This is a genomic window from Hylemonella gracilis str. Niagara R (assembly GCF_000600295.1).
Classification (GTDB): Bacteria; Pseudomonadota; Gammaproteobacteria; order Burkholderiales; family Burkholderiaceae_C; genus Hylemonella; species Hylemonella gracilis_A.
In genome coordinates this window covers 2990671-3014726 of sequence record NZ_JEMG01000001.1, presented here as the reverse complement: position 1 = coordinate 3014726, position 24056 = coordinate 2990671, and the positions used below count along the sequence as shown (strand labels likewise).

The following is a 24056-nucleotide window of genomic DNA, read 5'->3' as shown; positions in this document are numbered from 1 at the left end:
GCTCAAGCACAGCGGTTTTGACCTTTTGAGCAAAGCTGCTCCGCAGCCGACAACGCAACTTGCCGTCTGAACACGGCTCATTCGGAGTAATCACGATGAACAAGCACCTTGAAACGGATACCGCAATGGCCCAGCAAGACGCGCCCGACGCAGGGCGCCGAGACCTGCTGAAAATGACCTGTACCGGCATTGCAGCCCTGAGCGTTGGGGCTGCCGCCACGGGGCAAGCCCACGCACAGTCGCGGATTCAACTCGGCGACAAATGGGACAAGACGTTCCCCAAGAGCGCCAGGGTCGATCACAAAAAGGTCGCCTTCAAGAACCGCTATGGCATCACCCTGGCGGCCGATGTGTACCAGCCCAAGAACACCAGCGGCAAGCTGGCGGCGATTGCCATCGGTGGCCCATTTGGCGCGGTGAAAGAGCAATCGTCAGGCCTGTATGCGCAAACGATGGCGGAGCGCGGCTTCATCACGCTCGCTTTTGATCCGTCCTACACCGGCGAAAGCGGTGGCGAGCCGCGCAATGTGGCCTCGCCTGACATCAACACCGAGGATTTCAGTGCTGCAGTCGACTTCCTGGGCTTGCAGCCGGCGGTCGACCGTGAGCGTATCGGCATCATCGGCATCTGCGGCTGGGGTGGCATGGCGCTGAATGCCACCGCAGTGGACAAGCGAGTCAAGGCCGTCGTGGCCAGCACCATGTACGACATGACGCGTGTCATGTCCAAGGGCTACAACGACAGCGTGACCCTCGCAAAGCGCACGCAAATGCTGGAGCAACTGAGCCAGCAGCGCTGGAAGGATGCGGAAAAGGGCAGCCCTGCCTACCAACCGCCTTACAACAAGTTGCAGGGTGGCGAAACCCAGTTCTTGCTCGACTACAACGACTATTACGCGAAGCCGCGCGGCTACCATCCGCGCGCGGTCAACTCCCTCAATTCGTGGACGCAGACGACGCCGCTGTCGTTCATGAACATGCCCATCTTGACCTACATCGCGGAAATCTCCCCGCGCCCAGTCCTGTTCATTCATGGCGAAAAGGCCCACTCGCGCTATTTCAGCGAAACGGCCTATGCCGCCGCGGCCCAGCCGAAGGAGCTCGTGATCATCCCGGGCGCCAGCCACGTCGATCTGTACGACCGCGTGAATGTGATCCCGTTCGACAAGCTGACGTCTTTCTTCAAACAGCACCTGGCGTAGGCTGTGGGGGCCTGATCTCGATCATGTTGAAAGGAACGCCCGTGGCCAACAAAACCCTGGATGTCAGCGCTGGACAATCTTGCGCCTGGCCTGCAATGGCGAGCCGTCGCGGCTTCTTGAGATGGTGGTCCATGCACCGGTTTGCGCTGTCCCTGCTGTTCACGGCACTGTGTGGCGGCCAGTCAGTCCACGCAGGTGGTCCTGCAGCGCCTGCAGCCACTGCGGAGTTAGCTCAGGCAATCAGAAAAACGGAGGAACGACGCATGTGGATGACTGTTGGAGACAAGCACCGCTTTTCCATCACGCTCGCCGACACCGAGGCTGCGCGCGCATTTGCCGCACGGTTGCCTCTGTCCTTGGACATGGAGGAACTCAACGGCAACGAGAAAAAGAAGGAGCTGTCCAACCCTATGCCCACGGATGCGAGCCGGCCCGGGATGATTCGCAATGGCGATCTCATGCTGTGGGGGGCGCGCACCTTAGTCATCTTCTACCTGAACTTCGATTCTTCCTACGCATACACCCGTCTGGGCCGTGTTGACAACCCAGCAGACCTGGCCCAGGCGCTGGGCCGGGGCGATGTGCGGGTGGTGTTCTCCAGGAACTAGAACCGGTTTCAATGGAGCCTGGGCCCGGCGAAGGATCCGGTACGGCGCGGATTTGACGGGGCCATGCAGGAACCGGGCACCAAGCACGGTCTTCGGCGACCGGGTGATCGGCTCAGGTGATCGGTGCCGGGTTGAACAGCACCAGGGAGTTGTGCAGCTTCCACTGTTCGGCCCAGGTCTTCTTCCTGCCGCTGGCCACATCGAGCAGCAAACGGAAGAGTTCCCAACCCGCTTCCTCGATCGTCAGTTCACCGTCGGCCACGCGGCCGGCGTTCACGTCCATCAGGTCGTGCCAGCGCTTGGCCAGTTCGGTGCGCGTGGCCACCTTGACCACCGGGCATTCGGCCAGGCCGTAGGGCGTGCCGCGGCCGGTGGTGAAGACGTGCAGGTTCATGCCTGCGGCGAGCTGCAGCGTGCCGCAGATGAAGTCGGAGGCGGGTGTGGCGGCGTAGACCAGGCCGCGTTGTTCACGGCTCAGCTTGTTGCCCGGTGAGAGCACATGGGCGATGGGGGCCGTGCCGCTCTTGATGATGGAGCCCATGGCCTTCTCCACGATGTTGGAGAGGCCGCCGGCCTTGTTGCCGGGCGTGGTGTTGGCGGCGCGGTCCACGCGGCCGCGTTCCAGGTACTGGTCGTACCAGCCCAGTTCACGCACGATGTCCTCGGCCACGGCGGGCGTGGCGGCGCGGCTGGTGAGTTGCTCCACCGCGTCGCGCACCTCGGTGTTCTCGCTGAACATGATGGTGGCGCCCGCGCGCACCAGCAGGTCGGCCATGTAACCCACGGCGGGGTTGGCCGTCACGCCGCTGAAGGCGTCGCTGCCGCCGCATTGCACGCCGACCACGAGTTCGCTGGCGGGCACCGTCTCGCGCTTGCGGGCGTTCAGGCGCTCCAGATGGAAACGGGCACGTTCGACGATGTCGTCGATCATGCTCATGAAGCCGATGTGCGCGCTGTCCTGCAGGCAGACCACGTCCAGCTTGTCGTCGTTCTGTTCGCTGTCTGGGCTGCCGGACTCACCGGGTTGACGGATCGGGATGTTGCGAAAACTGCCCGGAGGCAGCAGGCGCTCCGGTTGCAGCTTCTCGCAGCCCAGGCTGACCACCATGACTTCGCCACCGAAGTTGGGGTTGAGGCTGATGTTGCGCAGGGTGCGGATAGGGATCGGCGCTTCGGGCGCGTCAATCGCCACGCCACAGCCATAGGTGTGCTCCAGGCCCACGACGCCGTCGACATTCGGGTACTTCGGCAGCAGTTCCTTGCGGATGCGCTCCACCGCCACGTCCACCACACCGGCCACGCACTGCACGGTGGTCGTGATGGCCAGCAGATTGCGCGTACCCACCGAGCCGTCCGGGTTGCGGTAGCCCTCGAAGGTGTACCCCGTCAAGGGTTCCGGCGCGGGCCGCTTCACGGTGGCCATGGGGAGGCCCTGCAGCTCGCGCGCGGCGGGCATGTCCAGCAGGCGTTCGTGGACCCAACTACCGGCGGGGATGTCCACCTTGGCGTAGCCGATGGGCACGCCGTAGCGCAAGACTGCAGCGCCGGCCGCGATGTCCACCAGCGCCACCTTGTGCGCCTGCGGCACCTTGTCGCGCAGCGTGAGGCCGGGGTATGCGGCGCCCAGCGCCGTGCCCGCAGGCAGGCCACCTTCGTTGGCAACGATGGCCACGTTATCCGTGGCCTGCATGCGGATGATGATGGGCGAGTTGCTCATGGGCTTCAGTGGTGATCGACGATTTCGATCCAGTTCGGGCCTTTGCCCACGGGGAGGCGTTGGGTCTCGGTCAGGCGGCCGCTGTCACGGTCGATCTTGTACAGCGTGACGGCGTGCGAGAGCTGGCCGGACGCGATGAGCCATAGGCCCGAGGCATCGATCTGGAAGCCACGCGGTTGCTGCTCGGTGGGCTGGTGGCCGACCAGGCTCAAGGCGCCGCTGCTTGTGTCGACGCGCCAGATGGCCAAGGTGCTGGAATTGCGTTCGCTGGTGTAGAGGAATCGGCCGTCCGGCGTCAGGTGCAGGTCGGCAGCCCAGGGCTTGACGGTGGCGCCGGCGGGCAGGGTGGGCCAGTGCTGCTTGCGGTTCAGTTGGCCCTTGGTCGCGTCAACGTCGAGCAGCTCCACGGTGGCGTCGAGCTCGCCCAGCAGATAGGCATGGCGACCGTTCGGGTGGAACACCAGATGGCGCGGGCCGCTGCCCGGGCGCGCGGTCATGGCCGGCGGGTCGTTGGGCGTGAGCTGGCCGGTGTGGGTGTCGAAGCGCCACTGGAAGACCTGGTCGGTGCCGAGGCTCGTGATGTAGACATTGCGGTTGGCCGCGTCGGGGATGGCCGCGTGCGCATTCTTGCCGTTGGGCACGATCTGCACGGCGGGGGCTGGCTGGCCATCGGTGCCGATGGGCGAGACGCTGGCGCGGTTGCCACCGTAGGACGCGGCGAAGAGCCACCGCCCGCCGCGGTCGGTGGCAAGGTAGGCCATGCTGTCCGGCAGGGCGGCCCGACCCAGTTCGCCGAGGTGGCCCGTGGACGGGTCGATGGTGAAGGCCAGGACCGTGTAGGGCTCCGATCGCAGCGCGGCGTAGAGCACATGCCGCTGCGGACTCAGGGCAAGGGGCATCACCATGCCGCCGACGGGCACAGTCTGTATCGGGTTCAGGCTGCCCCGCGCGCGGTCGAGTCGCAGCACGCTGATGTCCTGGCTGTCGGCATTGGACACGTAGACCGTGGCGGTCGCGGTGGGAGAAACGGACATGGTGATGCGGGCTTGGGTTTGTGGAGGGTCAATCGGCCTTGATGCCGGCGGCCTTGATCACCTGGGCCCACTTGGCAACTTCCGCTTTCTGGTAGTCGCCAAGCTGGGCGGGGGTCATCGTGGAAGGCACCATGCCGAAACTCTTGAGACGGGCCTGGATGTCGGGCGTGGCGACGATCTTCATGATCTCCGCGTGCAGGCGATCGACGATGGGCTTGGGCGTGCCCGCCGGCGCGAATACGGCCTGCCAGGACCCCATGTCGAAGCCCTTCTGACCGGCTTCGGCGATGGTGGGCACATCCGGCAGGGACTCCAGGCGCTTGGCGCTGGTCACCGCGATCGGGCGCAGCTTGCCGGACTGGATATGGGGGCCGACGATGAGCGTGGTGTCGAACATCATGTCCACTTGACCGCCGACCACGTCCTGCACCGCCGGGCCGCTGCCCTTGTAGGGCACGTGCGTGAACTTCACGCCCGACTGGTAGGACAGCAGTTCCAGCGCCATGTGCGGCGACGTGCCGGTGCCGGGCGAGGCCGAGGACAGGCCGCCGTCGCGGGCCTTGCTGGCGGCGAGCACGTCGTTGAGCGTCTTGTAGGGGCTGGAGGCCGGCACCACCAGCACCAGCGGGCCAGAACCCAGCATGGCCACGGGCGTGAAGGACTTGATGGGGTCGTAGTCGATCTTGGAATACAGGCTCACATTGATGGAGTGTGAGCTGATGGTGCCCCCCAGGATGGTGTAACCGTCGGCCGGCGCGCGCGCGGCGATGGCCGAACCCACGCTACCGCCAGCGCCACCCTTGTTGTCGATGACCACGGGCGTGCCCAGCGCTGTGCTCAAGGCTGGCGCGATCAGGCGGGCCAGGGTGTCGGTGTTGCCTCCGGGTGCGAAGGGCACCAGGTAGGTGATGGCCTTGCCCGTGGGCCATTTACCCTGGGCCAGCGCGGGCAGGGCGACGCAAGTGGCGCCCAGCAGCAAGCTGCTGGCAACGAGGGAATGGCGGATCAGTGAACGGCGTTGCATGAAGGTCTCCTTTGTTGATGTGAACGATAGCGTGTGACTCGGGGGCGTCAGGACCCATTCCCGTGCAGGGCGCGGTGGCGCCCATGCGGCTGACTCTCGCTCGAGCGCCTCAGAAACGCGGCTGCACGCCCGTGAAGGTCGGGTCGTACTTCTTCATCTGTCCCAGGTCGTCGCGGTTGCGGATGCCGCAGCGCAGGTAGTTGTCGTGCAGGCGGGCCAATGCCTCGCGGTCGATGGTCACGCCCAGGCCGGGCCCGGTGGGCACGCGCAAGCTGCCATTCTCGAACTTCAGGCGGCCGCCCGTGACGATTTCCTCATCCTGCCAGGGGTAGTGCGTGTCGCAGGCATAGGTCAGCAGCGGCACGCTGGCGCACAGGTGTGTCATGGCCACCAGGCTGATGCCCAGGTGCGAGTTGCTGTGCATCGATAGACCGAGGTCAAACGTGCGGCAGAGCATGGAGAGTTGTTGCGTGGCGCGCAAGCCGCCCCAGTAGTGGTGATCGCTCAGCACGATCTGGACCGGGCAGCCCATCTCGACGTTGCGGCGGAATTCGGCGAAGTCGGTCACGACCATGTTGGTGGCCAGCGGCACCTCGCATTCTTTCGCCACCGCGGCCATGCCGTCCAGGCGAGGCGCCGGGTCTTCGTAATACTCCAGCACGCCGCGCAGTTGTTGCACGATCTTCAGGCTGGTCGCCACCGTCCAGTTGCCGTTCGGATCGATGCGCAGCGGCGTGCCGGGAAAGGCCTTGGCCAGCGCGAGGATGCCAGCGGCTTCTTCTTCGGGCGGCAGGGTGCCGGCCTTGAGCTTGATGCTCTGGAAACCGTATTGGTCGATCATGCGCCGCGCTTGCGCGACCAGCTGCTCTGGCGTGAGCGCCTCGCCCCAGACGTCGGGCGCATAGGGTTTGTCGATGTGCTCGGCGTATTTGTAGAACAGATAGGCCGAGTAGGGCACGCGGTCGCGTGCCGCGCCGCCCAACAGGTCCACCACGGGTGCGTTGGCCAGTTGCCCTTGCAGGTCCATCATCGCCACTTCGAAGGCGCTGATCACCTTGGCCACGGTTTTGGACACATGTGTGCCTGGGGCCAGCGAAACCTGCTGTGTCAGGAACTCCGAAGTGGTTTGCTGGCGCGGCGTGACCAGCGCGCGCACCCGCGTCTCCATCTCGTTCAGCGCCCAGGGCGACAGCCCGTGCAGCGCGGGCGCGGCCTTGGCCAGCGCCTCCAGCATGGGCAGGTCGCCATAACTTTCGTTGATGCCGACCAGGCCCGAGGCCGTCTCGATCTCGATGATGGAGCGCAAGGCCCAGGGTTCGTGGATGCCCGCCGCGTTCAGCAGCGGGGGGTCGCGGAAAGCGATGGGCGTGACGCGCACATGCCGGATGGCGTGCCGCGTGTCGTGTGCGGAACTCATGGCCATGGCTTCAGTTCAACAGCAGATTGGGCAACCACAGGCTGAGGGAGGGAACAAAGGTCACCATGCCCAGCACGATCAGCAGCGCGATGAAGAAGGGTGTCATGGCGCGCACGACTTTTTCGATCGGTAAGCGCGCGACCGCGCTACCGACGAAGAGCACGCCTCCGACCGGCGGGGTGAGCAGGCCGATGCCGAGGTTGACCATCATGATCATGCCGAAATGCACCGGGTCGACGCCGATGCTGGTGACCACCGGCATGAGGATGGGGGTCATGATCAGGATCAGCGGCGCCATGTCCATCAATGTGCCCAGGGCCAGCAGCAGCACGTTGATCATCAGCAGGACGATGACCGGGTTGGACGACAGGCTGGTGATCGCGGCGGTGATCTGCTGCGGGATCATCATCAGCGTCATGATGTAACCGAAGGCGGCTGCGAATCCGATCAGGATCATCACGATGGTCAGGGTCTTGACCGTGCGGTGCACCAGCTTGGGCAGATCGCGCCACTTGTAGTCACGGTAGATGAACATCGTGACAAAAAAGGCCCAGAGCACCGCAACGGACGCCGATTCGGTGGCCGTGAACACGCCGCTGAGGATGCCGCCGAGGATGATGACCATGGTCATCAAGCCCCAGAGTGCCTCGACGCAGATCTTCAGGGCTTCGCGCATCGGAATGCGACGACCAGCCGGGAAGTTGCGCTTGCGGGCGATGACCAGGCACATGATGGCCAGTGTCAGCCCCAGCAACAAGCCCGGCAGCACACCGGCCAGGAAGAGCGCGGCGATGCTGACCGAGCCGCCAGCTGCCAGCGAATAGATCACGGCGTTGTGGCTGGGCGGGATCAGGATGGCCTGCACGCTGCCACTGACCGTCACGGCGGTGGCGAAGTCACGCGGGTAACCTTTTTTCTCCATTTCGGGGATCAGCACCGAGCCGACCGAGGCCGTGTCAGCCATGGAGGAGCCCGAGATGGCGCCGAAGAAGGTGGAGGCCAGGATGTTCACCAGCGACAGGCCGCCGCGGATGAAACCAACGAGCACCTCGGCGAAGGCCACCAGGCGCCGGCTCATGCCGCCTTCGGCCATGATGGCGCCGGCCAGCACGAAGAAGGGGATGGCCAGCAGGGAGAATTTGTTGACGCCGGCGGAGATCTGGATCATCACCGCGTCCAGCGGGATGTCGATCCACCAGGCGCCGATGAGCGCGGCCAGGCCCATGGCGTAGGCCACGGGCATGCGGATAAGCATGAGCGCGAAGAAGCTGCCCAGCAGGATAAAAGCGTCCATCAGGCGTTTCCTTCCCGGTCAAAGGTGACGATGGCGCGCTCGGACTGGCTGCCACAGGTAATGTGTTCGATCACGAAGAGGGCGGTCACCAGCCCGCCGATGGGCACGGGGGAGTAGCTCAGGCCGACCGGAATGAAGGGCAGTTCGCCGATGCTCTGGCCCCAGGTGGCCAGGCACAGGCGGGTGCCGTAATAGAGCATGAACAGCGCCACGGCCAGCATCAGCAGATGCACCAGACCGGCCAGCGGCCGGCGCAGGCCTGAGGGCAGGCGATCCACCAGGAGCGACACCGCGATGTGCGCGCCCGCGCGGTAGCTCACGGCGGCGCCGAGAAAGGTGAAGATCACCATCAGCAGGATGGCCACGGGTTCGGGCCATTGCGATCCCGTGCCCAGCACGTAGCGGGTGAAGATGCCCCAGGGAATGATCAGGGACATGATGGTGATCGCGATGCCGGCCACCCAGAGGCAGGCCAGGTACAGGGCGTCGTTGAAGGCGAGGAAACGTTCTTTCATCGGGCGGGCTCGGAGGGGGAAACAAAAAGCCGCCGCCCCGGGGCGGCGGCCTGTCAGGGATGAGATCCCGGACCAGGATTACTTGACGGCCTCGATCTTCTTCAGCAGATCGGTGTAGTTGGCGCCGTACTTGGCGCGCACGGGGGCCGTGGCTTCATAGAAGGGCTTGTTGTCGATGTTGATGAACTCCACACCGGCGGCCTTGAGCTTGGCGGAATACTCTTCCACGCTCTTGTCCCAGAGCACACGCTGGTCCATCTGGGCTTCGCGGCCGAGTTTCTTAACCAGGGCCTGGTCGGCGGGGCTGAGCTTGTCAAAGGCGACCTTGGACATCACCAGGATCTCGGGAATGATCAGGTGGTTGGTCTGGGTGTAGTACTTGGCGCCGGTCGAGTAGTGGTTGCTGGTGAACATGGACGGCGGGTTGTTCTCGGCGCCATCGATCACGCCGGTCTGCAGCGCGCTGAACACCTCGCCATAGCCCATGCTGATGCCGTTGCCGCCCATGGCGTTCATGGTGTCGACGAAGAGCGGGTTGCCCATCATGCGGATCTTCTGGCCCTTGAGGTCGGCGGGCGTGCGCACCGGCTTCTTGGTGTAGAGGCTGCGGCTGCCGCCGTCCATCCAGCCCAGGGCCACCAGGCGGGCGGGGCTGGCGGTGACCTTGGCCAGCAGTTCGTCGCCAACGGCGCCGTCAATCACCTTGCGCATGTGCGCGATGTCGCGGAAGACGAAGGGCATGTTGAAGACGTTGACCTCGGGCACCACCGGGCCGACGACCCCCAGCGAGATGCGTGCGATCTGGATGGCGCCCAGCTGGGTCTGCTCCACGGCTTCCTTTTCCTGGCCGAGCACGGCGCCAGGGAACATCTGCATCTTGATGCGACCGTTGGTGGCGGCCTCCAGTTTCTTGCCCATCATCTCCACGGCCACGACGGTCGGGTAACCGGCGGGGTGGGTGTCACTGGCCTTCAGCACGGTTTGGGCTTGGGCGCCGATAGGCAGCAGGGCGGCCAGGCCCAGTGCAACGAGGGTGCGGCGAGCTTTCATGGTCTTGTCTCCTTGGTGGTGGATTGAGGGGGGAACGGAAATCATGATTCAAAGGGGCCTTGCTTGACGAATCCACCGCCATGGTGGATCAGGCCCATGTCTTTCGTGTCGATCACGGGCTGGCGGGCTTCAACGGCGGCGCGAAAACGCTCCGAGCTGTCTTGCGGGCGGTAGCCGATGTGCCGCGCCTTGCTGTTGTCATACCAGGCCGTGGCGTTGTCGCTGATGCCATAGATCACGCTATGGCCGACCACGGGCGCGGTCAGCGATGACACGACCAGGCGTTCCAGGTCGTCGTAGCTCATCCAGGTCCCGAGCATGCGGCGGTCGCGCGGTTCGGGGAAAGACGAGCCGATGCGCAGGGACACGGTCTCGATGCCGTAGCGGTCCCAGTAGAACTGGGCCAGGTTTTCGCCGAAGGCCTTGGACAGGCCGTAATAACCGTCGGGGCGCATGGGCACGTCGGTGCCAACCACCTCGTCCTGACGGTAAAAGCCGGTGACATGGTTGGAGCTGGCGAAGATGATGCGCTTGACGCCATGGCGGCGTGCGCCTTCGTAGACATGGTAGGTGCCCGTGATGTTGGCGGGCAGGATTTCTTCAAATGAGTGCTCGGTCGAGATGCCACCCAGGTGCACCACGGCGCTGACGTCCTTGAGTAGCGCATCCACGGCGGCCTTGTTTTCCAGGGCGGCGGGCATGACTTCCTCGCCAGGGCCGGCGACGCCCAGGTCGGCGATGTCGGACAGGCGCAGCACATCGCAATAGGCCTTGAGGCGGCGGCGCAGTTCCTTGCCCAGACCGCCGGCGGCACCGGTCAGCAGAAGGCGGGGAAAGCGCAAAGGGGTCGGGTGAGCGGCGGGCATGAGGGGAAGCGAGGGGCTGGAGCGGTGTAAAGCGCGGGGTGGATCAGATACAGTGGTGAGACAACTTGCATTTTGTTATCAGTTGTCGTACAACGATCTTCGTAGCTCGCCTTAGGCTTGTCAATGCCAAGTAACTCAGGGGAATCCCCAGTGCACACCGCTTTTCGTCGTCGTCCCCGCACCTTGGCTTTGGAGTTGGTGGAGTCCCTGGGTGACCGCATTCGGGACGGCCGCATCGCCTCCGGCGACAAGCTGCCGACGGAGGCGGCCATCATGGCCGAGTTCGGCGTGAGCCGTACCGTCGTGCGCGAGGCCATTTCCAAGATGCAGGCGGCCGGATTGGTCGAGACGCGCCACGGCATCGGCACTTTCGTCGTCGGCCTCGGCGACAGCGCGGCCTTTCGCATCGCACCGGAGCAACTGGGCACGCTGCGTGACGTGATCGCCGTTCTGGAGTTGCGCATCGGCATCGAAACCGAGGCTGCGGCGCTCGCGGCCACCCGCCGTACCCAGCGCAATCTCGAGGAAATGCGTGCCTCGCTGGACGCTTTTTCGGCCGCCCTGGTCGAGGGGCGCGACGCCGTGGGGCCGGACTTCCAGTTCCACCTGGAAATCGCGCGCGCCACGCAGAACCCGCATTTCGCCGAGTTCATGGGCACCCTGGGCACCATGATCATCCCGCGCGCCCGCCTGGGCGCAGGGGAAGATGCGCAGGAGGAGGCTCTGCGCTACCTGCAGCGCGCCAATGGCGAGCACGAAAACATTTACGACGCCATCGTCAATCAGGACCCGGAGGCCGCCCGGGCCGCCATGCGCACCCACCTGGCCAACAGCCGGGAGCGCCGCCGCCGCGCCGCGCAGCTGTCAGGTGAGTTCGCTGCCAAATAAGGGGGTGGGACAGAAAACGCGGGAGCGGGCGCCCCGTTGCCCGACGCGCTGCTGGGCTGGGCAAGGGTTTGCCTGAACTTGACTCCAGGTGTTTATGTTGTACGATGACTGATAAGTTGTGCGTTTCGTCGCGCATCCTTGCTGCATCCGTCCCGTATCCGTTCCCTACGCCCGTGCCTTGTACCGGGCGCCCGCATTACTCACAGGAGTCCCATGAATCCGCAAGAACTCAAGTCCATCATGTCCCACGGTCTGTTGTCCTTCCCGCTGACGGACTTCGACGCGCAAGGCAATTTCAACGCCAAGGGTTACGCGGCGCGGTTGGAGTGGCTGGCGCCGTATGGCGCGAGCGCCCTGTTCGCGGCGGGGGGCACGGGTGAGTTCTTCTCGCTGACGGGGGATGAATACCCGCAGATCATCAAGACGGCGGTGGACACCTGCCGCGGCAAGGTGCCCATCATCGCGGGCGCTGGTGGCCCGACGCGTTTCGCCATCCAGTGCGCCCAGGAGGCCGAGCGGGCCGGCGCCCACGGCATCCTGCTGCTGCCGCACTACCTGACCGAAGCTGGTCAGGAGGGCTTGATTGCCCATGTGGAGGCTGTCTGCAAGAGCGTGAAGTTCGGCGTCATCGTCTATAACCGCAACGTCTGCAAGCTCACCCCCGAATCCCTGGCCATCCTGGCGGACCGTTGCCCCAACCTGATCGGTTTCAAGGATGGCATCGGCGACATTGAGCTGATGTCCTCCATCTACATGCACATGGGCGACCGTTTCGCCTACCTGGGTGGCCTGCCCACGGCCGAGGTCTACGCGGCCGCCTACAAGGCGCTGGGCACGCCGGTTTATTCGTCGGCGGTGTTCAATTTCATCCCGAAGACTGCGATGGATTTCTACCATGCTGTGGCCAAGGACGACATGGCGACCCAGCACCGCCTGCTGCGTGAGTTCTTCATGCCTTACCTGCAGATCCGCAACAAGGGCCACGGTTACGCGGTCAGCATCGTCAAGGCGGGCGCCAAGCTCGTGGGTCATGACGCCGGTCCGGTGCGCGCGCCGCTGACTGACCTCAAGCCGGCCGAGATGGACGAACTCGCCGCGCTGATCAAGAAGCTGGGGCCGCAATAAGCCCGGGGCGGGGCGGTTTGTCCGCCCCACTGGGTTCCCTGCCGTGGATTTGTGAGCCGCCGTCAGAGCGGTCCTGTCTTTCATCCATCCATCCATTCAAGGAGACAAATCACCATGAAAAAGACTTTGCTCACCTTCCTGCTGGCGGTCAGCGCCAGCTTCAGCGCCTGGGCCTGGCCGGACAAGCCGGTGACCCTGCTCGTGCCCTTCCCGCCGGGCGGCTCGACCGACCTGATCGCGCGCACGCTGGCGTCCAAGCTGCAGGAGAAGCTGGGAGGCACCTTCGTGGTGGACAACAAGGCCGGCGCCACGGGCACCATCGGCGCGGGCCAAGTGGCCCGTTCGGCGCCGGATGGTTACACCTTCCTCGTGGCCTCGCTCGGCCCCTATGTGATCGCCCCGCATCTGCTGGCCAAGGTGCCTTATGACGCGCTCAAGGACTTCGACTACATCACAGTCGCCGTTCAGGCCCCCAATGTGCTCGTGGTGCCGGCGGTTTCGCCGCACAACTCGCTGAAGGACTTGCTCGCCTACGTGCGCGCCAACCCCGACAAAATGACCTTCGCCTCATCCGGAAGTGGCAGCAGCGATCACCTGACCGCCGAACTCTTCTGGCAGCAGACCAAGACCTCGGGCATCCATGTGCCCTACAAGGGAGGCGGCCCGGTGATGACTGACCTCTTGGGCGCCCAGGTGGATTCGTCCTTCATGAACATCAACACCGCCATGCCGCAGATCAAGGCCGGCAAGCTCAAGGCCCTGGCCATCACCAGCGCCCAGCGCTCGCCGCTGCTGCCCGACGTTCCCACGCTGGAAGAATCGGGCATCAAGGAAGCCAACGTCTATTCCTGGCAGGCCGTGGCCGCGCCCAAGGGCCTGCCCGCCGCGATCAAGACGAAGTTGCATGCGGCCATCGTGGCCGCGCTCAACGAGCCGGATGTCAAGCCCAAGTTGCTGGACTTGGGCTTCGAAATCGTGGGCAACACGCCCGCGCAGTTCGCGACCTACCAAGCCGCTGAGTTCGCGCGCTGGAAGAAGTTGATCGCGGACCGCAAGATCACGGCCAACTGAGTTTTCTATCGCCCAGTACGGCCTTCATTTCCGAACGCACTGCGTCATCCTTTTCAAACCCATGCCCACGCACTCCACTCCCGTCATCACCGAACTGCGCGCCGTGCCTGTTGCTGGTCAGGACAGCATGCTGCTCAACCTGTCGGGTGCCCACGCCCCGTACTTCACGCGTAACCTGCTGATCCTGCGTGACAGCGCGGGCCGCACGGGTGTGGGCGAGGTGCCGGGCGGCGAGAAGATCCGCCAGACCCTGGAAGATGCCGCGGAGTTGGTGGTCGGTCAGCCGCTGGGCGAGGTGCAGGCGGTACTCAATGCCATGCGCGCGCGTTTCGCCGATCGCGACGCGGGTGGGCGGGGCCTGCAGACCTTCGACCTGCGCACCACCATCCATGCTGTGACGGCGGTGGAAAGCGCCATGCTCGACCTCTTGGGCCAGCACCTGAACGTGCCACTGGCCGCCCTGTTGGGCGAGGGTCAGCAGCGCGCCTCGGTCGAGATGCTGGGCTACCTGTTTTTCGTGGGCGACCGGGCCAAGACCGATCTGCCCTACCGCGAGGAAACGGATTCCGACGACAGCTGGTTCCGTCTGCGCAACGAGGTCGCGATGACGCCCGAGGCCGTGGTGCGACTGGCCGAGGCCGCGCATGCCAAGTACGGCTTCAATGATTTCAAGCTCAAGGGGGGGGTGCTGCGCGGTGACGAAGAGGTCGACGCCGTGATTGCCTTGCACGAGCGTTTCCCGCAGGCCCGTGTGACGCTGGATCCGAACGGCGGATGGTTGCTCAAGGATGCGATCCGGCTGGGACAGCGCATGCGTGGCGTGGTGGCCTACGCTGAAGACCCCTGTGGCGCGGAAGAAGGATTCAGCGGTCGCGAGGTCATGTCCGAGTTCCGGCGTGCCACCGGCTTGCCCACGGCCACCAACATGGTGGCGACCGACTGGCGCCAGATGGTGCATGCGCTTTCTCTGCAGAGCGTGGACATTCCCCTGGCCGACCCTCATTTCTGGACCATGGCCGGCTCGGTGCGCGTGGCCCAGACCTGCCGCGACTGGGGCCTGACCTGGGGTTCACATTCCAACAACCATTTCGACGTGTCGCTGGCCATGTTCACGCATGTGGCGGCAGCCGCGCCCGGCAAGGTCACGGCCATTGACACGCACTGGATCTGGCAGGATGGGCAGCGCCTGACCAAGGAGCCCTTGCGCATCGTCAACGGTCATGTGCGGGTGCCGTCCAAGCCCGGCCTGGGCGTGGAGCTGGACATGGCCGAGGTCGAAAAGGCGCACCAGCTCTACCTGCAGCATGGTCTGGGTGCGCGCGATGACGCGGTGGCCATGCAATACCTGATCCCGGGCTGGAAGTTCGACAATAAGCGTCCTTGCCTGGTGCGCTGACCCCTTGTCGGCCACGATGCCCCACCCCGCGGCTGCAAGGCCGCGCTTTTCCTGGACCTCTTCATGAGCACCACTTTTTCCTCCTACAACGCGCGCACCGGTGAGGTGCAGTCCACCCTGAACGCCTCCACTGCACAGGACATCGACGCGGCCTGCCAGGCCGCCGCCGCCGCTTTCCCGCTCTGGCAGGCCAGCAGCGGCGACCAGCGTGCCGCCTTGCTGCGGGCCTTGGCCCAGGGTCTGGAGAGCGAACGCGAGGCCCTGATCGCGCTGGCCGATCAGGAAACTGCGCTGGGTCTGCCGCGCCTGTCGGGTGAGCTGGACCGCACGGCCTTCCAGCTGCGCCGTTTTGCCGACATCGCCGAACGCGGCGTGCCCTTCGAATTCGTGGACGACCCGGCCGTGGCCGGTGCGCCGCCGGCGGGCCATCCGGCCATGCAGCGCTGGAGCGTGCCGCTGGGCCCGGTGGCCATGTACGCGGCCAGCAATTTCCCCTTCGCCTTCTCGGTGCTGGGCGGCGACACCGCCTCGGCGCTGGCGGCCGGCTGCCCGGTGGTGATCAAGGCACATCCGGGCCATCCCAGGCTCTCGCACCAGGTCTTCGACATCATCCAGCGCACCCTGGGCGCGCAGAACCTGCCGGCCGGTCTGGTGGGCATGGTGCAGGGCATCAGCAACGAGGTGGGCGTGCAATTGGTGCGCCACCCCGCCATCGCGGCGGCGGCCTTCACGGGCTCGACACGCGGTGGCGCGGCCTTGGCCGCCGAGGCTGCGGCGCGCCCGCGTCCGATTCCGTTCTACGGTGAACTGGGTTCCATCAACCCGGTGCTCGCCCTGCCGGCCGAACTCAAGGCCAAGGGCGCGGAACTCGCTACCGCTCTGGCGGGTTCCATCGCTTTGGGCGCTGGCCAGTTCTGCACCAACCCCGGGGTGGTGGTTCTGATCGATGGCTTGCTGCCCGACGGCAAGGCGATCAACGATGGCTTTGTCGCTCAGTTGGCCCAGGCCTTGGGCGGTCAGAAGCCGCACGCCATGCTGACGCAGGGTATGCGCAAGAACTTCGCTGCGGGTGTGGAGCATTGGGCCGAGGCGGGTGCCACCCTGGTGTTGCACCAGCCCGCGCCGCTGGAGCAACCACCCCATCCGGAATTGGCCCAGGTCACTGCTGCGCAGTTCATCGCCAAGTCCGTGCTGCGCGAGGAAGTTTTCGGCCCGAGCAGCCTCGTGGTGCGCGCGGCCAGCGTGGCCGAGGCCCTGCAGGTGCTGCAGGCCGTGGGCGGCAGCTTGACCGTGACGGTCTGGGGCGCGCAGGCCGAGAGTGCCGAGGTGCAGAGCTTGGTGCGCGGCGCCATGGCCATCGCGGGACGGGTGCTCTTCGCGGGCGTGCCGACCGGCGTGGCTGTCACCGCGGCTCAGCAGCATGGTGGCCCCTGGCCGAGCAGCACCCGGCCCGAGAGCACCTCGGTCGGCGATGCGGCACTGGCCCGCTTCCTACGCCCGGTGGCTTTGCAGGATGCGCCAGCTTGGCTCACCGCACGTCAGGGGCGGCCGCTCTGAGCGCCGTGCCAGCCTCATCCGGTAGCGCCAGACGCTGCCATTGATGCAACCGCCACCTGTGACAGGTGGCGGTTTTTTTTGACGACCCGGCCACCGTCCAGGTGGTCGTTCGCTTGGCGGCGGTCGGGGCGACCGGCTCAGCCGTTGAGGGCGGCCTTCACGGCGGCGCTGACCTGGCCCATCTCGGCCTTGCCAGCGAGCTTGGCTTTCACCGCGCCCATGACCTTGCCCATGTCACCCGGCCCCTTTGCTCCGAGTTCCGCGACGATGGCCTTGACCTCGGCCGCCACTTCTTCAGCGGACAGGCGCGTCGGCAGGTAGACCTGGAGTACCGTCACCTCGGCCTTTTCCTTGTCCGCCAGATCCTGGCGGCCGGCCTTCTCGAAGGCCTCGATGCTGTCCTTGCGTTGCTTGAGGAGCTTGTCCACCACGGCGACGACCGCCGCGTCGTCCAATGTGATGCGCTCGTCGACTTCCTTCTGCTTGATCGCGGCCGTCAGCAAGCGGATGGTGCCCAGGCGCTCCATGTCCTTGGCGCGCATGGCGCTCTTCATGTCTTCGTTGATCTGGTCCTTGAGGCTCATGGTCATCTCCATCGGAAAGAGAAAGGGAGGCCGGAAAAAACAAAAACCCACGCCAAGCGTCCCCGGCGCGGGTTTCTCGGGACTGAAAGCCTGGCGGCGTTCAGTCCTGCCGTACCGAATCAATACAGCTTTTTGGGCAGCTGCATCGAGCGGATGCGCTTGTAGTTGCGCTTGACGGCGGCAGCCTTCTTGCGCTTGCGCTCGGCGGTGGGCTTTTCATAGAACTCGCGGGCGCGCAGGTCGGTCAGCAGGCCCAGCTTTTCGATGGTGCGCTTGAAGCGGCGCAGGGCCACGTCAAACGGCTCGTTGTCTTTGACACGGATGGTGGTCATTCAATCGTTCCGAAATATGCGGTCAGAGGGAGGTCAGGAAGATCGGGCCTGTCCGCCATGCACCGCGAAGAGTCCCCCGTCTATGGTCTGTAACTAGTATTTGGCCGACGGGGTTATGCCAGCAAAGCCGCCAATTATAGCTGGTTTGCCGTGCGCCACAAGTCGGGGCCAGGCCGGTGCCCCCACGGGCCTGACCCCCGCGCATTCGCCAGGGGCAGACACTGCTTGCCGGATGCCGGTGAGGGCTGGAGCGCGTGGGCCAGCAACAGGCCTCAGCCTGGGCCCCCAGGCAGGGCCATGGCGCAGGCGTGGGCGCTGGCCCAGGCCCACTGGAAGTTGTAGCCACCGAGCCAGCCCGTCACGTCCACCACCTCACCGATGAAATACAGGCCAGGTTGAGCGCGGGCTTCCAGGGTCTGGCTGCTGAGTTCCCGCGTGTCGACGCCACCGGCAGTTACTTCCGCCTTGGCATACCCCTCACTGCCCGTGGGCGTCAAGGTCCAACGCGTCAGCTGCGCGGCCAGGGTGGCCAGGGCCTTGTCGCTGGTCTCGGCGACGGGCCGCTGCCAAGCGGGGTCCTGCGCGGTCCAGGCCTCGGCCAGGCGGGTGGGCAGCAGGGCAGCGAGTTCATTGGCCAGCAGCTTGCGTGACTGCTGCTTCGCTTCGGCGAGACGGGGGCCGATGTCCTGCCCCGGCAGCAGGTCGATGCGCAGAGGCTGGCCCGCCTGCCAGTAGCTGGAGATCTGCAGCACCGCCGGTCCCGACAGCCCTCGGTGGGTAAAGAGCAGATCTTCCAGAAAGTTCATCCCGTTCGGGCGGCCCTTGCCCCCAGCCCGTTTCTGTTTCTGGATACTGGCAGCGCGTTCCGGCATAGCCTGGGGTGGGGGTGCTTCGGTCTCGATGCGCACCGGCAGGGCCAGGCCGGCCAGACCGGCGTAGGGCGCCCAGGCCATGCCGTCGAAGGTCAGCGGCACCAGGGCCGGGCGCGGCGTGATGACCTTCAGACCGAATTGGCGGGCCAGGCGATAACCGAAGTCGGTGGCGCCGATCTTGGGGATGGACAGGCCCCCGGTGGCGATCACGAGCGAACGGCATTGCACCGGGCCGCGTTCGGTGTCGAGCGTGTAGCGCTGTCCGCCGCCTTCGCCTGCACCGTCATGCTGCACGGTGCCCACCGCGCAGGGCTGCCAGTGCGTCACGCCGCCCGCCGCGCATTCGCGCAACAGCAACTGGATGATGTCGTCGGCCGAACGGTCGCAGAACAGCTGGCCTTTGTGCTTCTCGTGGAACGGGATGCCCGCGCTCTGAAGCAGGGCGATGAAGTCCGCCGGGGTGTAGCGCGCCAGCGCCGAACGGCAAAACTCCGGGTTTTCACCAAGATAATGCTTGTGGGGGGTGCGCGGGTCCAGGTCCCGGTTGGTGAAGTTGCAGCGTCCGCCGCCCGAGATGCGGATCTTCTCGGCGACCTTGCTTGCATGGTCGACCAGCAAGACCTTGAGGCCACGCTGCCCGGCCACGCCCGCGCAAAACAGACCGGCCGCACCCGCCCCAACCACCACCACGTCAAACTGCTGCATGGGGCGGCAGTGTAGTGCCGGTGGGGAAACCCGAAGGCCACCCGCTCACCCAAGTGGGGGATGCGTGCGCGTTCCGGTGTTGACAACCTGCTGGATCGTCGTTTGCCGGCCTTTCGTGTAAGCGCCAATCCGACTACCATCGGCGATTGATTTGTCTCATGTATGCGCATCCGGCCTGGCATGCGCCTTGATGTATTCTTTTCGCGCCTAAAAAGCGCGCGCCGATCGGGGCATGTGCATAAGCATCGGATCGGAAGAAAGGTCTGGACAAGATGGCTGCAGAGAAAGCATTGGTTCCCGTGAACATCACGGGAATCCGGGAGGGTGAGCCTTTGCCCTTTCACCTACGCAATGAAGACGGCCAGATCCTGGCTTACCGCGGCCAGTTGGCGCAACGCGATGTCCTGGAGCGCCTGGTGTTTCGAGGGAGGCAACTGTTCATCGACGCGGCCGAAGACCATGCCGGCGCCTGGGACGACTCGGGCAACGATGGTCCGATCCTGCGGCCGCGCGGACAGAACTGGTACGACTATCAGGAAGAAGCCAATGTGCTGCTGCGCCTGCCGGACGACCCCCGTTTCCTGGCGCGCCTGACCCGCTTCCACGACCACCTGCGTGACTTGGCCATCGCCAATCCCGACGCGGCCCTGTTGGCCTTGTTCTACCTCTCGACCATCGAGGTGCGTTTTTACAGCGCCACCCATGCCATGCTGGTCAGCGTGATGTGCGGCCTGGCCGCGCGCAATGTGCTCAACTGGCCGGAGGCCAAGGAGCGGACCTTGAGCCTCGCGGCACTGTCCATGAACGTGGGCATGACCGAACTGCAAGACACGCTGGCGCGGCAGACCACGCCCTTGGCGCCCGACCAGAAGCCTCAGGTGGCCAACCACGCGGCCCGCTCCATGAGCTTGCTGCACCGTGCAGGCGTGACCGATCCCGATTGGCTGGAGGCTGTGCGCCTGCACCATGCCTCGTTCTCCGGTGGCCTGGGCGACGAGGTGCCCTGGGCCGAGCGCATGGCCCACCTGATCCAGCGCGCCGATTCCTTCGGTGCGCGCCGCGCGCCCCGCGCCACGCGCGCGCCCTTGGTCGCTGCCCGGGCCATGCAGGCCATCTATTTCGATGACAACAAGCAGATCGACCCTGCGGGCGCGGCGCTGATCAAGGCCGTGGGCATCCACACGCCGGGTTCCTTCGTGCAGTTGGAGACCGGGGAGGTGGCCATCGTCGTCAAGCGTGGGCAGATCACGACCACGCCCAAGGTGTTGGTGCTGGTCAATGGCGACGGCATCGCCCTGTCGCGCTTCATCGTGCGCGACACGGCGCTGCCTGGTCAACGGGTGGCCCGCGCGATGGAGCGCAGCGAGGTGAAGGTCAGCATCAACCTCGAGCGCATCCTGGCATTCGCCTGAGCCTGTGCGAGGTGCTGGACTGGCCCTACACTGCGGGCCATGCCTGATTCCGTTCCCTTCTTGTTGGCGCCCAACGCGCTGATCCTCGGCATCGAATCATCCTGCGACGAAACCGGGGTGGCCCTGGTCCAGGCCGGCGCGCAAGCGGCGCCTCAGTTGCTCGCGCATGCCTTGCACAGCCAGATCGCCATGCATCAAGCCTACGGGGGCGTGGTGCCTGAGCTGGCGAGCCGCGACCATATCCGCCGCGTGCTGCCCTTGACGGCGCAGGTCATGCGCGAGGCCGGCCACGCGCTGGCCGACATCGACGTGGTGGCCTACACACGCGGCCCCGGCCTCGCGGGTGCCTTGTTGGTGGGCGCGGGCGTGGCCTGCGCGTTGGGCGCGGCCCTGGGCAAGCCGGTGCTAGGCGTGCACCATCTGGAAGGGCATCTGCTGTCTCCCTTCCTCAGCGCCGACCCGCCAGAGTTCCCCTTTGTCGCATTGCTCGTCTCGGGCGGGCACACGCAGCTGATGCGCGTGGATGGCGTGGGGCAATACCAGCTGCTGGGCGAAACGATTGACGACGCGGCGGGCGAGGCTTTCGACAAATCGGCCAAGTTGATGGGGCTGGGTTATCCGGGCGGTCCGGCGCTGGCGAAGCTTGCGGAGCAGGGCGATGCGCAGGCCTTCAAGCTGCCGCGTCCGCTGCTGCACAGCGGTGACTTGGACTTTTCCTTCGCTGGTTTGAAGACGGCGGTGCTCACGCAGACGCAACGCCTTGGCGACCAACTGGAGGCGCGCAAGGCCGATCTAGCAGCGTCCACGCAGGCGGCCATCGTGGAGGTGCTGGTGAAGAAGTCGCTGGCCGCGCTCGAGGCCACCGGGCTCAAACGCCTGGTGGTGGCCGGCGGCGTGGGCGCCAACAAGTCGCTGCGCGCGCAGCTCAACGCTGCCTGCGCCCACCCTGGGCGCAAAGGCGGCCCGGTGCGCGTGCATTACCCCGAACTGCACCTGTGCACCGACAACGGCGCCATGATCGCGCTGGCCGCTGCCATGCGCCTGCAGTCCGGACGGCAGCAGGCCAACCGGGCCTACCGCTTCGACGTGCAGCCACGCTGGCCACTGGACGCGATCAGCACGGCCCTGACCTGAGTCATTGGCTGCGCATCCCTGCTTTTGGGGATGCAATTGCACACCAGCCCGCCCGGTTCCGGCCCCTGGCGACGGATCAGACCGATGGAGCCAATGAACCCATTGGTACTGAAGCCCCTGCTCCGCTTTCTTCCCCCCCAAAGTACTCGGCCCAGTAGGCGATGCAGGCCCGGATCTTGGGCAGCCGGTGCCGCGCGCTGGCGGTGACCGCGTAGACCGGCACGGCCTGCAGGTCGACGTACTGCGGCAGCACGGGGATCAGCCTGCCTTGCTGCGTCAGCCCTTCGCCCACCAACGTGGTCAGGCGGCCGATGCCCAGTCCTTCCATCACCAGCGCCGCCGCCGTGTTGGTGTCGGTGGCGCGCCAATGGCCCTGTGCGGTGACGGTGCGTGCCTCGCCGTCGATCAGGAAAGGCCAGTCGTTCAGCATGGGCACGGCGCTGTTGCTGATCAAGGTGTGGGCGGCCAGTTCATCGGGATGGGAGGGCAGTCCGCGGGTCTGGGCATAGGCCGGCGCGGCGTAGAGGGCGCGCCCCAGGGTGCCGATGCGTCGTGCCACCACGCTGTCTGGCAGCGTGGTGGCCGCGCTGGCCGTGCGGATTGCGATGTCGATGCCCTCGTGCGCGAGGTCGACGATGCGGTCGCCCACATGCAGTTCGACCGACAGGCGTGGATGCCGCGCCGCCAGGCCAGCCAGGCTGGGCACCAGTCGGTAGTGCGCCACCACCGTGCTGGCGGCCACGCGGACCAGGCCGCTGGGCTCGCCGTTGCGGTCGGCCAATTCACCCTCGATTTCCTCCAGGGACAACACCGCCTGTTGGCAATAGGCGAGGAAGGACCGGCCTTCGTCCGTCAACGACAGGCCATGGGTGGAGCGATGCATCAAGCGCGCGGCGCACGCCTGCTCCATTCGGGTCAGGGTGCGCGATATCTGGCTGACAGGCACGTTGCGCTCGCGCGCCACCGCCGACAAGGAACCCAGCGCGGCGATGCGGGTGTAGAGGGCCAGTTCGTCGAGTTGCAGTTGACGCATGCGGTCCATGATAACGAGGCAGGTCTTGCAACGCGTGCAAAGCCGATTTGCGCGTGTCACCGTTTCCCCGGGGGCTGACCCTGCCTAGATTCGGGGCTTCACGACACGAAGGAAAGGTGGCTGGTGATGGACGATGCCGGAACAGGGACGACCTGGCGGGAGATGGACCCCGCGGACTATGCGCACTGGCGGGATGCGGCGGTGCGCCGCGCGACCGTGCTGCGCCGGGAGGCCGGGCTGCAGTTCTGGCGCCGGGCCTGGACCTGGGTTCGCACCCGGCCCCACCCCTGCCATGGGGCGCCAGGCTTGCCCAGCCATCGGGAGGTCTGACATGCCGACATTGCATTTGCAGCTGAGCCGCTCGCCCTCCGAGGATCAGCGCAGCGCACTGGCGCGGCGCTTGACAGCCCTCACAGCCGAGGTGCTGGGCAAGCGTGCGGTCGTGACAGCGGTGCTGGTCGACGTGCTGGCTGCGGGACACTGGTACATCGACGGCCTGGCGATCGAGGCGAATGCCTCGACGCCCGGCACCGCGCGCCTGAGTATCGACATCACCCAGGGCACGAACACACCCGCGCAGAAGGAGGCGTTTGTGCAGGCCGCCTGGGCGTTGTTGAACGAACTGTTGGGGCCCTTGGACGAGGCCAGCTACATCATCGTGCGAGAGCTGCCCGCCGAGGACTGGGGTTATGGCGGCCGCACGCAGGCCGCGCGTCGCGCGCGGCCCGACGGTTTCAGTTGATCGTCAGCTTGACGCTGCGATCCTGCGGCTGCACCTTGGCCAGCTTGAGCGTGAGCACACCATGCTCGAGCTTGGCCTCGCTGGCGCTGGCGTCGATGTCCTGGGCCAGCTCGTAGGCGGCCTTGTACTGCCGTTTGGCCTCGGCCAGGGTTTCGATGCGCACGACATTGCCTTCGATGCCGATGGACAGCTGCTCGCGGGCGACGCCGGGGACGTCGAAGGTCAATTCGATGAACTTGTCGTCCTGCTTGCCCTCGGCGGTGTCTTCGAAATAGCGGCTGCGCGCGGCGTTGTCGAAGACCCGGTCGAGCGTGCGGTCGAAGACACGCAGCGAGGGGACGAAGGTGGAACGACGCAGAGCGGGAACGAACAGCATGGTGAGACTCCTGAGTTGAACATCGGGCGGGCTCCTGCACGCGACCCGCATGCACGCAACCCTTACACTGCGCGGCTTTCAACCACGATCGCCGCATGGCCC

General features: G+C 65.7%; 23 protein-coding genes. 10 read left to right on the top strand and 13 right to left on the bottom strand.

Annotated elements, in window-relative coordinates:
- Nucleotides 1–95 precede the first annotated feature (95 nt).
- Both AZ34_RS13805 and AZ34_RS18765 read left to right on the top strand, forming a co-directional pair.
- The gene (locus AZ34_RS13805) at nt 96–1202 is read left to right on the top strand and encodes an alpha/beta hydrolase (RefSeq protein ID WP_051509847.1); all 1107 of its coding nucleotides are present in this window, start codon (nt 96–98) and stop codon (nt 1200–1202) included.
- Nucleotides 1203–1243: 41 nt separating this feature from the next.
- Nucleotides 1244–1810 (top strand): cyclophilin-like fold protein, encoded by a 567-nt coding sequence (locus AZ34_RS18765; RefSeq protein ID WP_231495537.1) that lies wholly within the window; start codon nt 1244–1246, stop codon nt 1808–1810.
- 112 nt (nt 1811–1922) lie between these two features.
- Here AZ34_RS18765 and garD read toward each other — a convergent pair whose 3' ends face one another.
- From garD to AZ34_RS13760, 8 genes are all read right to left on the bottom strand, one after another.
- Complete coding sequence (gene garD / locus AZ34_RS13795; protein ID WP_035609046.1) at nt 1923–3527, bottom strand: galactarate dehydratase; 1605 nt, start codon at nt 3525–3527, stop codon at nt 1923–1925.
- A gap of 5 nt (nt 3528–3532) precedes the next feature.
- Nucleotides 3533–4561 (bottom strand): lactonase family protein, encoded by a 1029-nt coding sequence (locus AZ34_RS13790; protein WP_035609045.1) that lies wholly within the window; start codon nt 4559–4561, stop codon nt 3533–3535.
- 28 nt (nt 4562–4589) lie between these two features.
- Nucleotides 4590–5585: a Bug family tripartite tricarboxylate transporter substrate binding protein gene (locus AZ34_RS13785; RefSeq protein ID WP_035609043.1), complete on the bottom strand. Its 996-nt coding sequence runs from the start codon at nt 5583–5585 to the stop codon at nt 4590–4592.
- Between the two features lie 109 nt (nt 5586–5694).
- Nucleotides 5695–7002: a glucarate dehydratase family protein gene (locus AZ34_RS13780; protein WP_035611779.1), complete on the bottom strand. Its 1308-nt coding sequence runs from the start codon at nt 7000–7002 to the stop codon at nt 5695–5697.
- A gap of 10 nt (nt 7003–7012) precedes the next feature.
- On the bottom strand, nt 7013–8296 hold the full coding sequence (locus AZ34_RS13775; RefSeq protein ID WP_035609041.1) for a TRAP transporter large permease: 1284 nt from the start codon (nt 8294–8296) through the stop codon (nt 7013–7015).
- Nucleotides 8296–8811, bottom strand: coding sequence for a TRAP transporter small permease (locus AZ34_RS13770; RefSeq protein WP_035609038.1), 516 nt, complete (start codon nt 8809–8811; stop codon nt 8296–8298). The genes AZ34_RS13775 and AZ34_RS13770 overlap by 1 nt, the downstream gene beginning before the upstream one ends.
- A 78-nt stretch (nt 8812–8889) precedes the next feature.
- On the bottom strand, nt 8890–9861 hold the full coding sequence (locus tag AZ34_RS13765; RefSeq protein WP_035609036.1) for a TRAP transporter substrate-binding protein: 972 nt from the start codon (nt 9859–9861) through the stop codon (nt 8890–8892).
- 41 nt (nt 9862–9902) lie between these two features.
- Nucleotides 9903–10727 carry an NAD-dependent epimerase/dehydratase family protein gene (locus tag AZ34_RS13760; RefSeq protein ID WP_035609033.1) on the bottom strand — a complete coding sequence of 275 codons (825 nt, stop codon included), beginning with the start codon at nt 10725–10727 and terminating at the stop codon, nt 9903–9905.
- 123 nt (nt 10728–10850) lie between these two features.
- Between AZ34_RS13760 and AZ34_RS13755 the strand changes: the two genes are divergently transcribed.
- The 5 genes from AZ34_RS13755 to AZ34_RS13735 all read left to right on the top strand — a co-directional run bounded on the left by AZ34_RS13755 (nt 10851) and on the right by AZ34_RS13735 (nt 16764).
- On the top strand, nt 10851–11615 hold the full coding sequence (locus AZ34_RS13755) for a FadR/GntR family transcriptional regulator (RefSeq protein ID WP_051509844.1): 765 nt from the start codon (nt 10851–10853) through the stop codon (nt 11613–11615).
- A 213-nt stretch (nt 11616–11828) separates the two neighbouring features.
- Nucleotides 11829–12740 carry a 5-dehydro-4-deoxyglucarate dehydratase gene (gene kdgD / locus AZ34_RS13750; RefSeq protein ID WP_035609028.1) on the top strand — a complete coding sequence of 304 codons (912 nt, stop codon included), beginning with the start codon at nt 11829–11831 and terminating at the stop codon, nt 12738–12740.
- A gap of 114 nt (nt 12741–12854) precedes the next feature.
- Nucleotides 12855–13811 carry a Bug family tripartite tricarboxylate transporter substrate binding protein gene (locus tag AZ34_RS13745; protein ID WP_035609025.1) on the top strand — a complete coding sequence of 319 codons (957 nt, stop codon included), beginning with the start codon at nt 12855–12857 and terminating at the stop codon, nt 13809–13811.
- A gap of 61 nt (nt 13812–13872) precedes the next feature.
- Nucleotides 13873–15207: a glucarate dehydratase gene (gudD, locus tag AZ34_RS13740; RefSeq protein WP_035609022.1), complete on the top strand. Its 1335-nt coding sequence runs from the start codon at nt 13873–13875 to the stop codon at nt 15205–15207.
- A 63-nt stretch (nt 15208–15270) separates the two neighbouring features.
- The gene (locus AZ34_RS13735) at nt 15271–16764 is read left to right on the top strand and encodes an aldehyde dehydrogenase (NADP(+)) (protein ID WP_035609020.1); all 1494 of its coding nucleotides are present in this window, start codon (nt 15271–15273) and stop codon (nt 16762–16764) included.
- A gap of 137 nt (nt 16765–16901) precedes the next feature.
- Here AZ34_RS13735 and AZ34_RS13730 read toward each other — a convergent pair whose 3' ends face one another.
- The 3 genes from AZ34_RS13730 to AZ34_RS13720 form a co-directional block, all read right to left on the bottom strand.
- Complete coding sequence (locus tag AZ34_RS13730; RefSeq protein ID WP_035609017.1) at nt 16902–17348, bottom strand: GatB/YqeY domain-containing protein; 447 nt, start codon at nt 17346–17348, stop codon at nt 16902–16904.
- 119 nt (nt 17349–17467) lie between these two features.
- Nucleotides 17468–17680, bottom strand: a complete 213-nt coding sequence (gene rpsU / locus AZ34_RS13725; RefSeq protein WP_007872347.1) for a 30S ribosomal protein S21 — start codon at nt 17678–17680, stop codon at nt 17468–17470.
- Between the two features lie 272 nt (nt 17681–17952).
- The gene (locus AZ34_RS13720; RefSeq protein WP_035609014.1) at nt 17953–19257 is read right to left on the bottom strand and encodes an NAD(P)/FAD-dependent oxidoreductase; all 1305 of its coding nucleotides are present in this window, start codon (nt 19255–19257) and stop codon (nt 17953–17955) included.
- 299 nt (nt 19258–19556) lie between these two features.
- Between AZ34_RS13720 and AZ34_RS13715 the strand changes: the two genes are divergently transcribed.
- Nucleotides 19557–20669 carry an HD-GYP domain-containing protein gene (locus tag AZ34_RS13715; protein WP_231495536.1) on the top strand — a complete coding sequence of 371 codons (1113 nt, stop codon included), beginning with the start codon at nt 19557–19559 and terminating at the stop codon, nt 20667–20669.
- Nucleotides 20670–20708: 39 nt separating this feature from the next.
- Nucleotides 20709–21803: a tRNA (adenosine(37)-N6)-threonylcarbamoyltransferase complex transferase subunit TsaD gene (gene tsaD, locus AZ34_RS13710; RefSeq protein ID WP_035609008.1), complete on the top strand. Its 1095-nt coding sequence runs from the start codon at nt 20709–20711 to the stop codon at nt 21801–21803.
- A 76-nt stretch (nt 21804–21879) separates the two neighbouring features.
- On the opposite strand, the gene AZ34_RS13705 is transcribed toward tsaD, so the two are convergent.
- The gene (locus AZ34_RS13705) at nt 21880–22836 is read right to left on the bottom strand and encodes a LysR family transcriptional regulator (protein ID WP_051510178.1); all 957 of its coding nucleotides are present in this window, start codon (nt 22834–22836) and stop codon (nt 21880–21882) included.
- 331 nt (nt 22837–23167) lie between these two features.
- Here AZ34_RS13705 and AZ34_RS13695 point away from each other — a divergent pair, with 331 nt between their 5' ends.
- The gene (locus AZ34_RS13695) at nt 23168–23578 is read left to right on the top strand and encodes a tautomerase family protein (RefSeq protein WP_035609004.1); all 411 of its coding nucleotides are present in this window, start codon (nt 23168–23170) and stop codon (nt 23576–23578) included.
- Here the strand turns inward: AZ34_RS13695 and AZ34_RS13690 are convergent.
- Complete coding sequence (locus tag AZ34_RS13690) at nt 23571–23954, bottom strand: Hsp20/alpha crystallin family protein (protein WP_035609002.1); 384 nt, start codon at nt 23952–23954, stop codon at nt 23571–23573. The genes AZ34_RS13695 and AZ34_RS13690 overlap by 8 nt on opposite strands.
- Between the last annotated feature and the right edge of the window lie 102 nt (nt 23955–24056).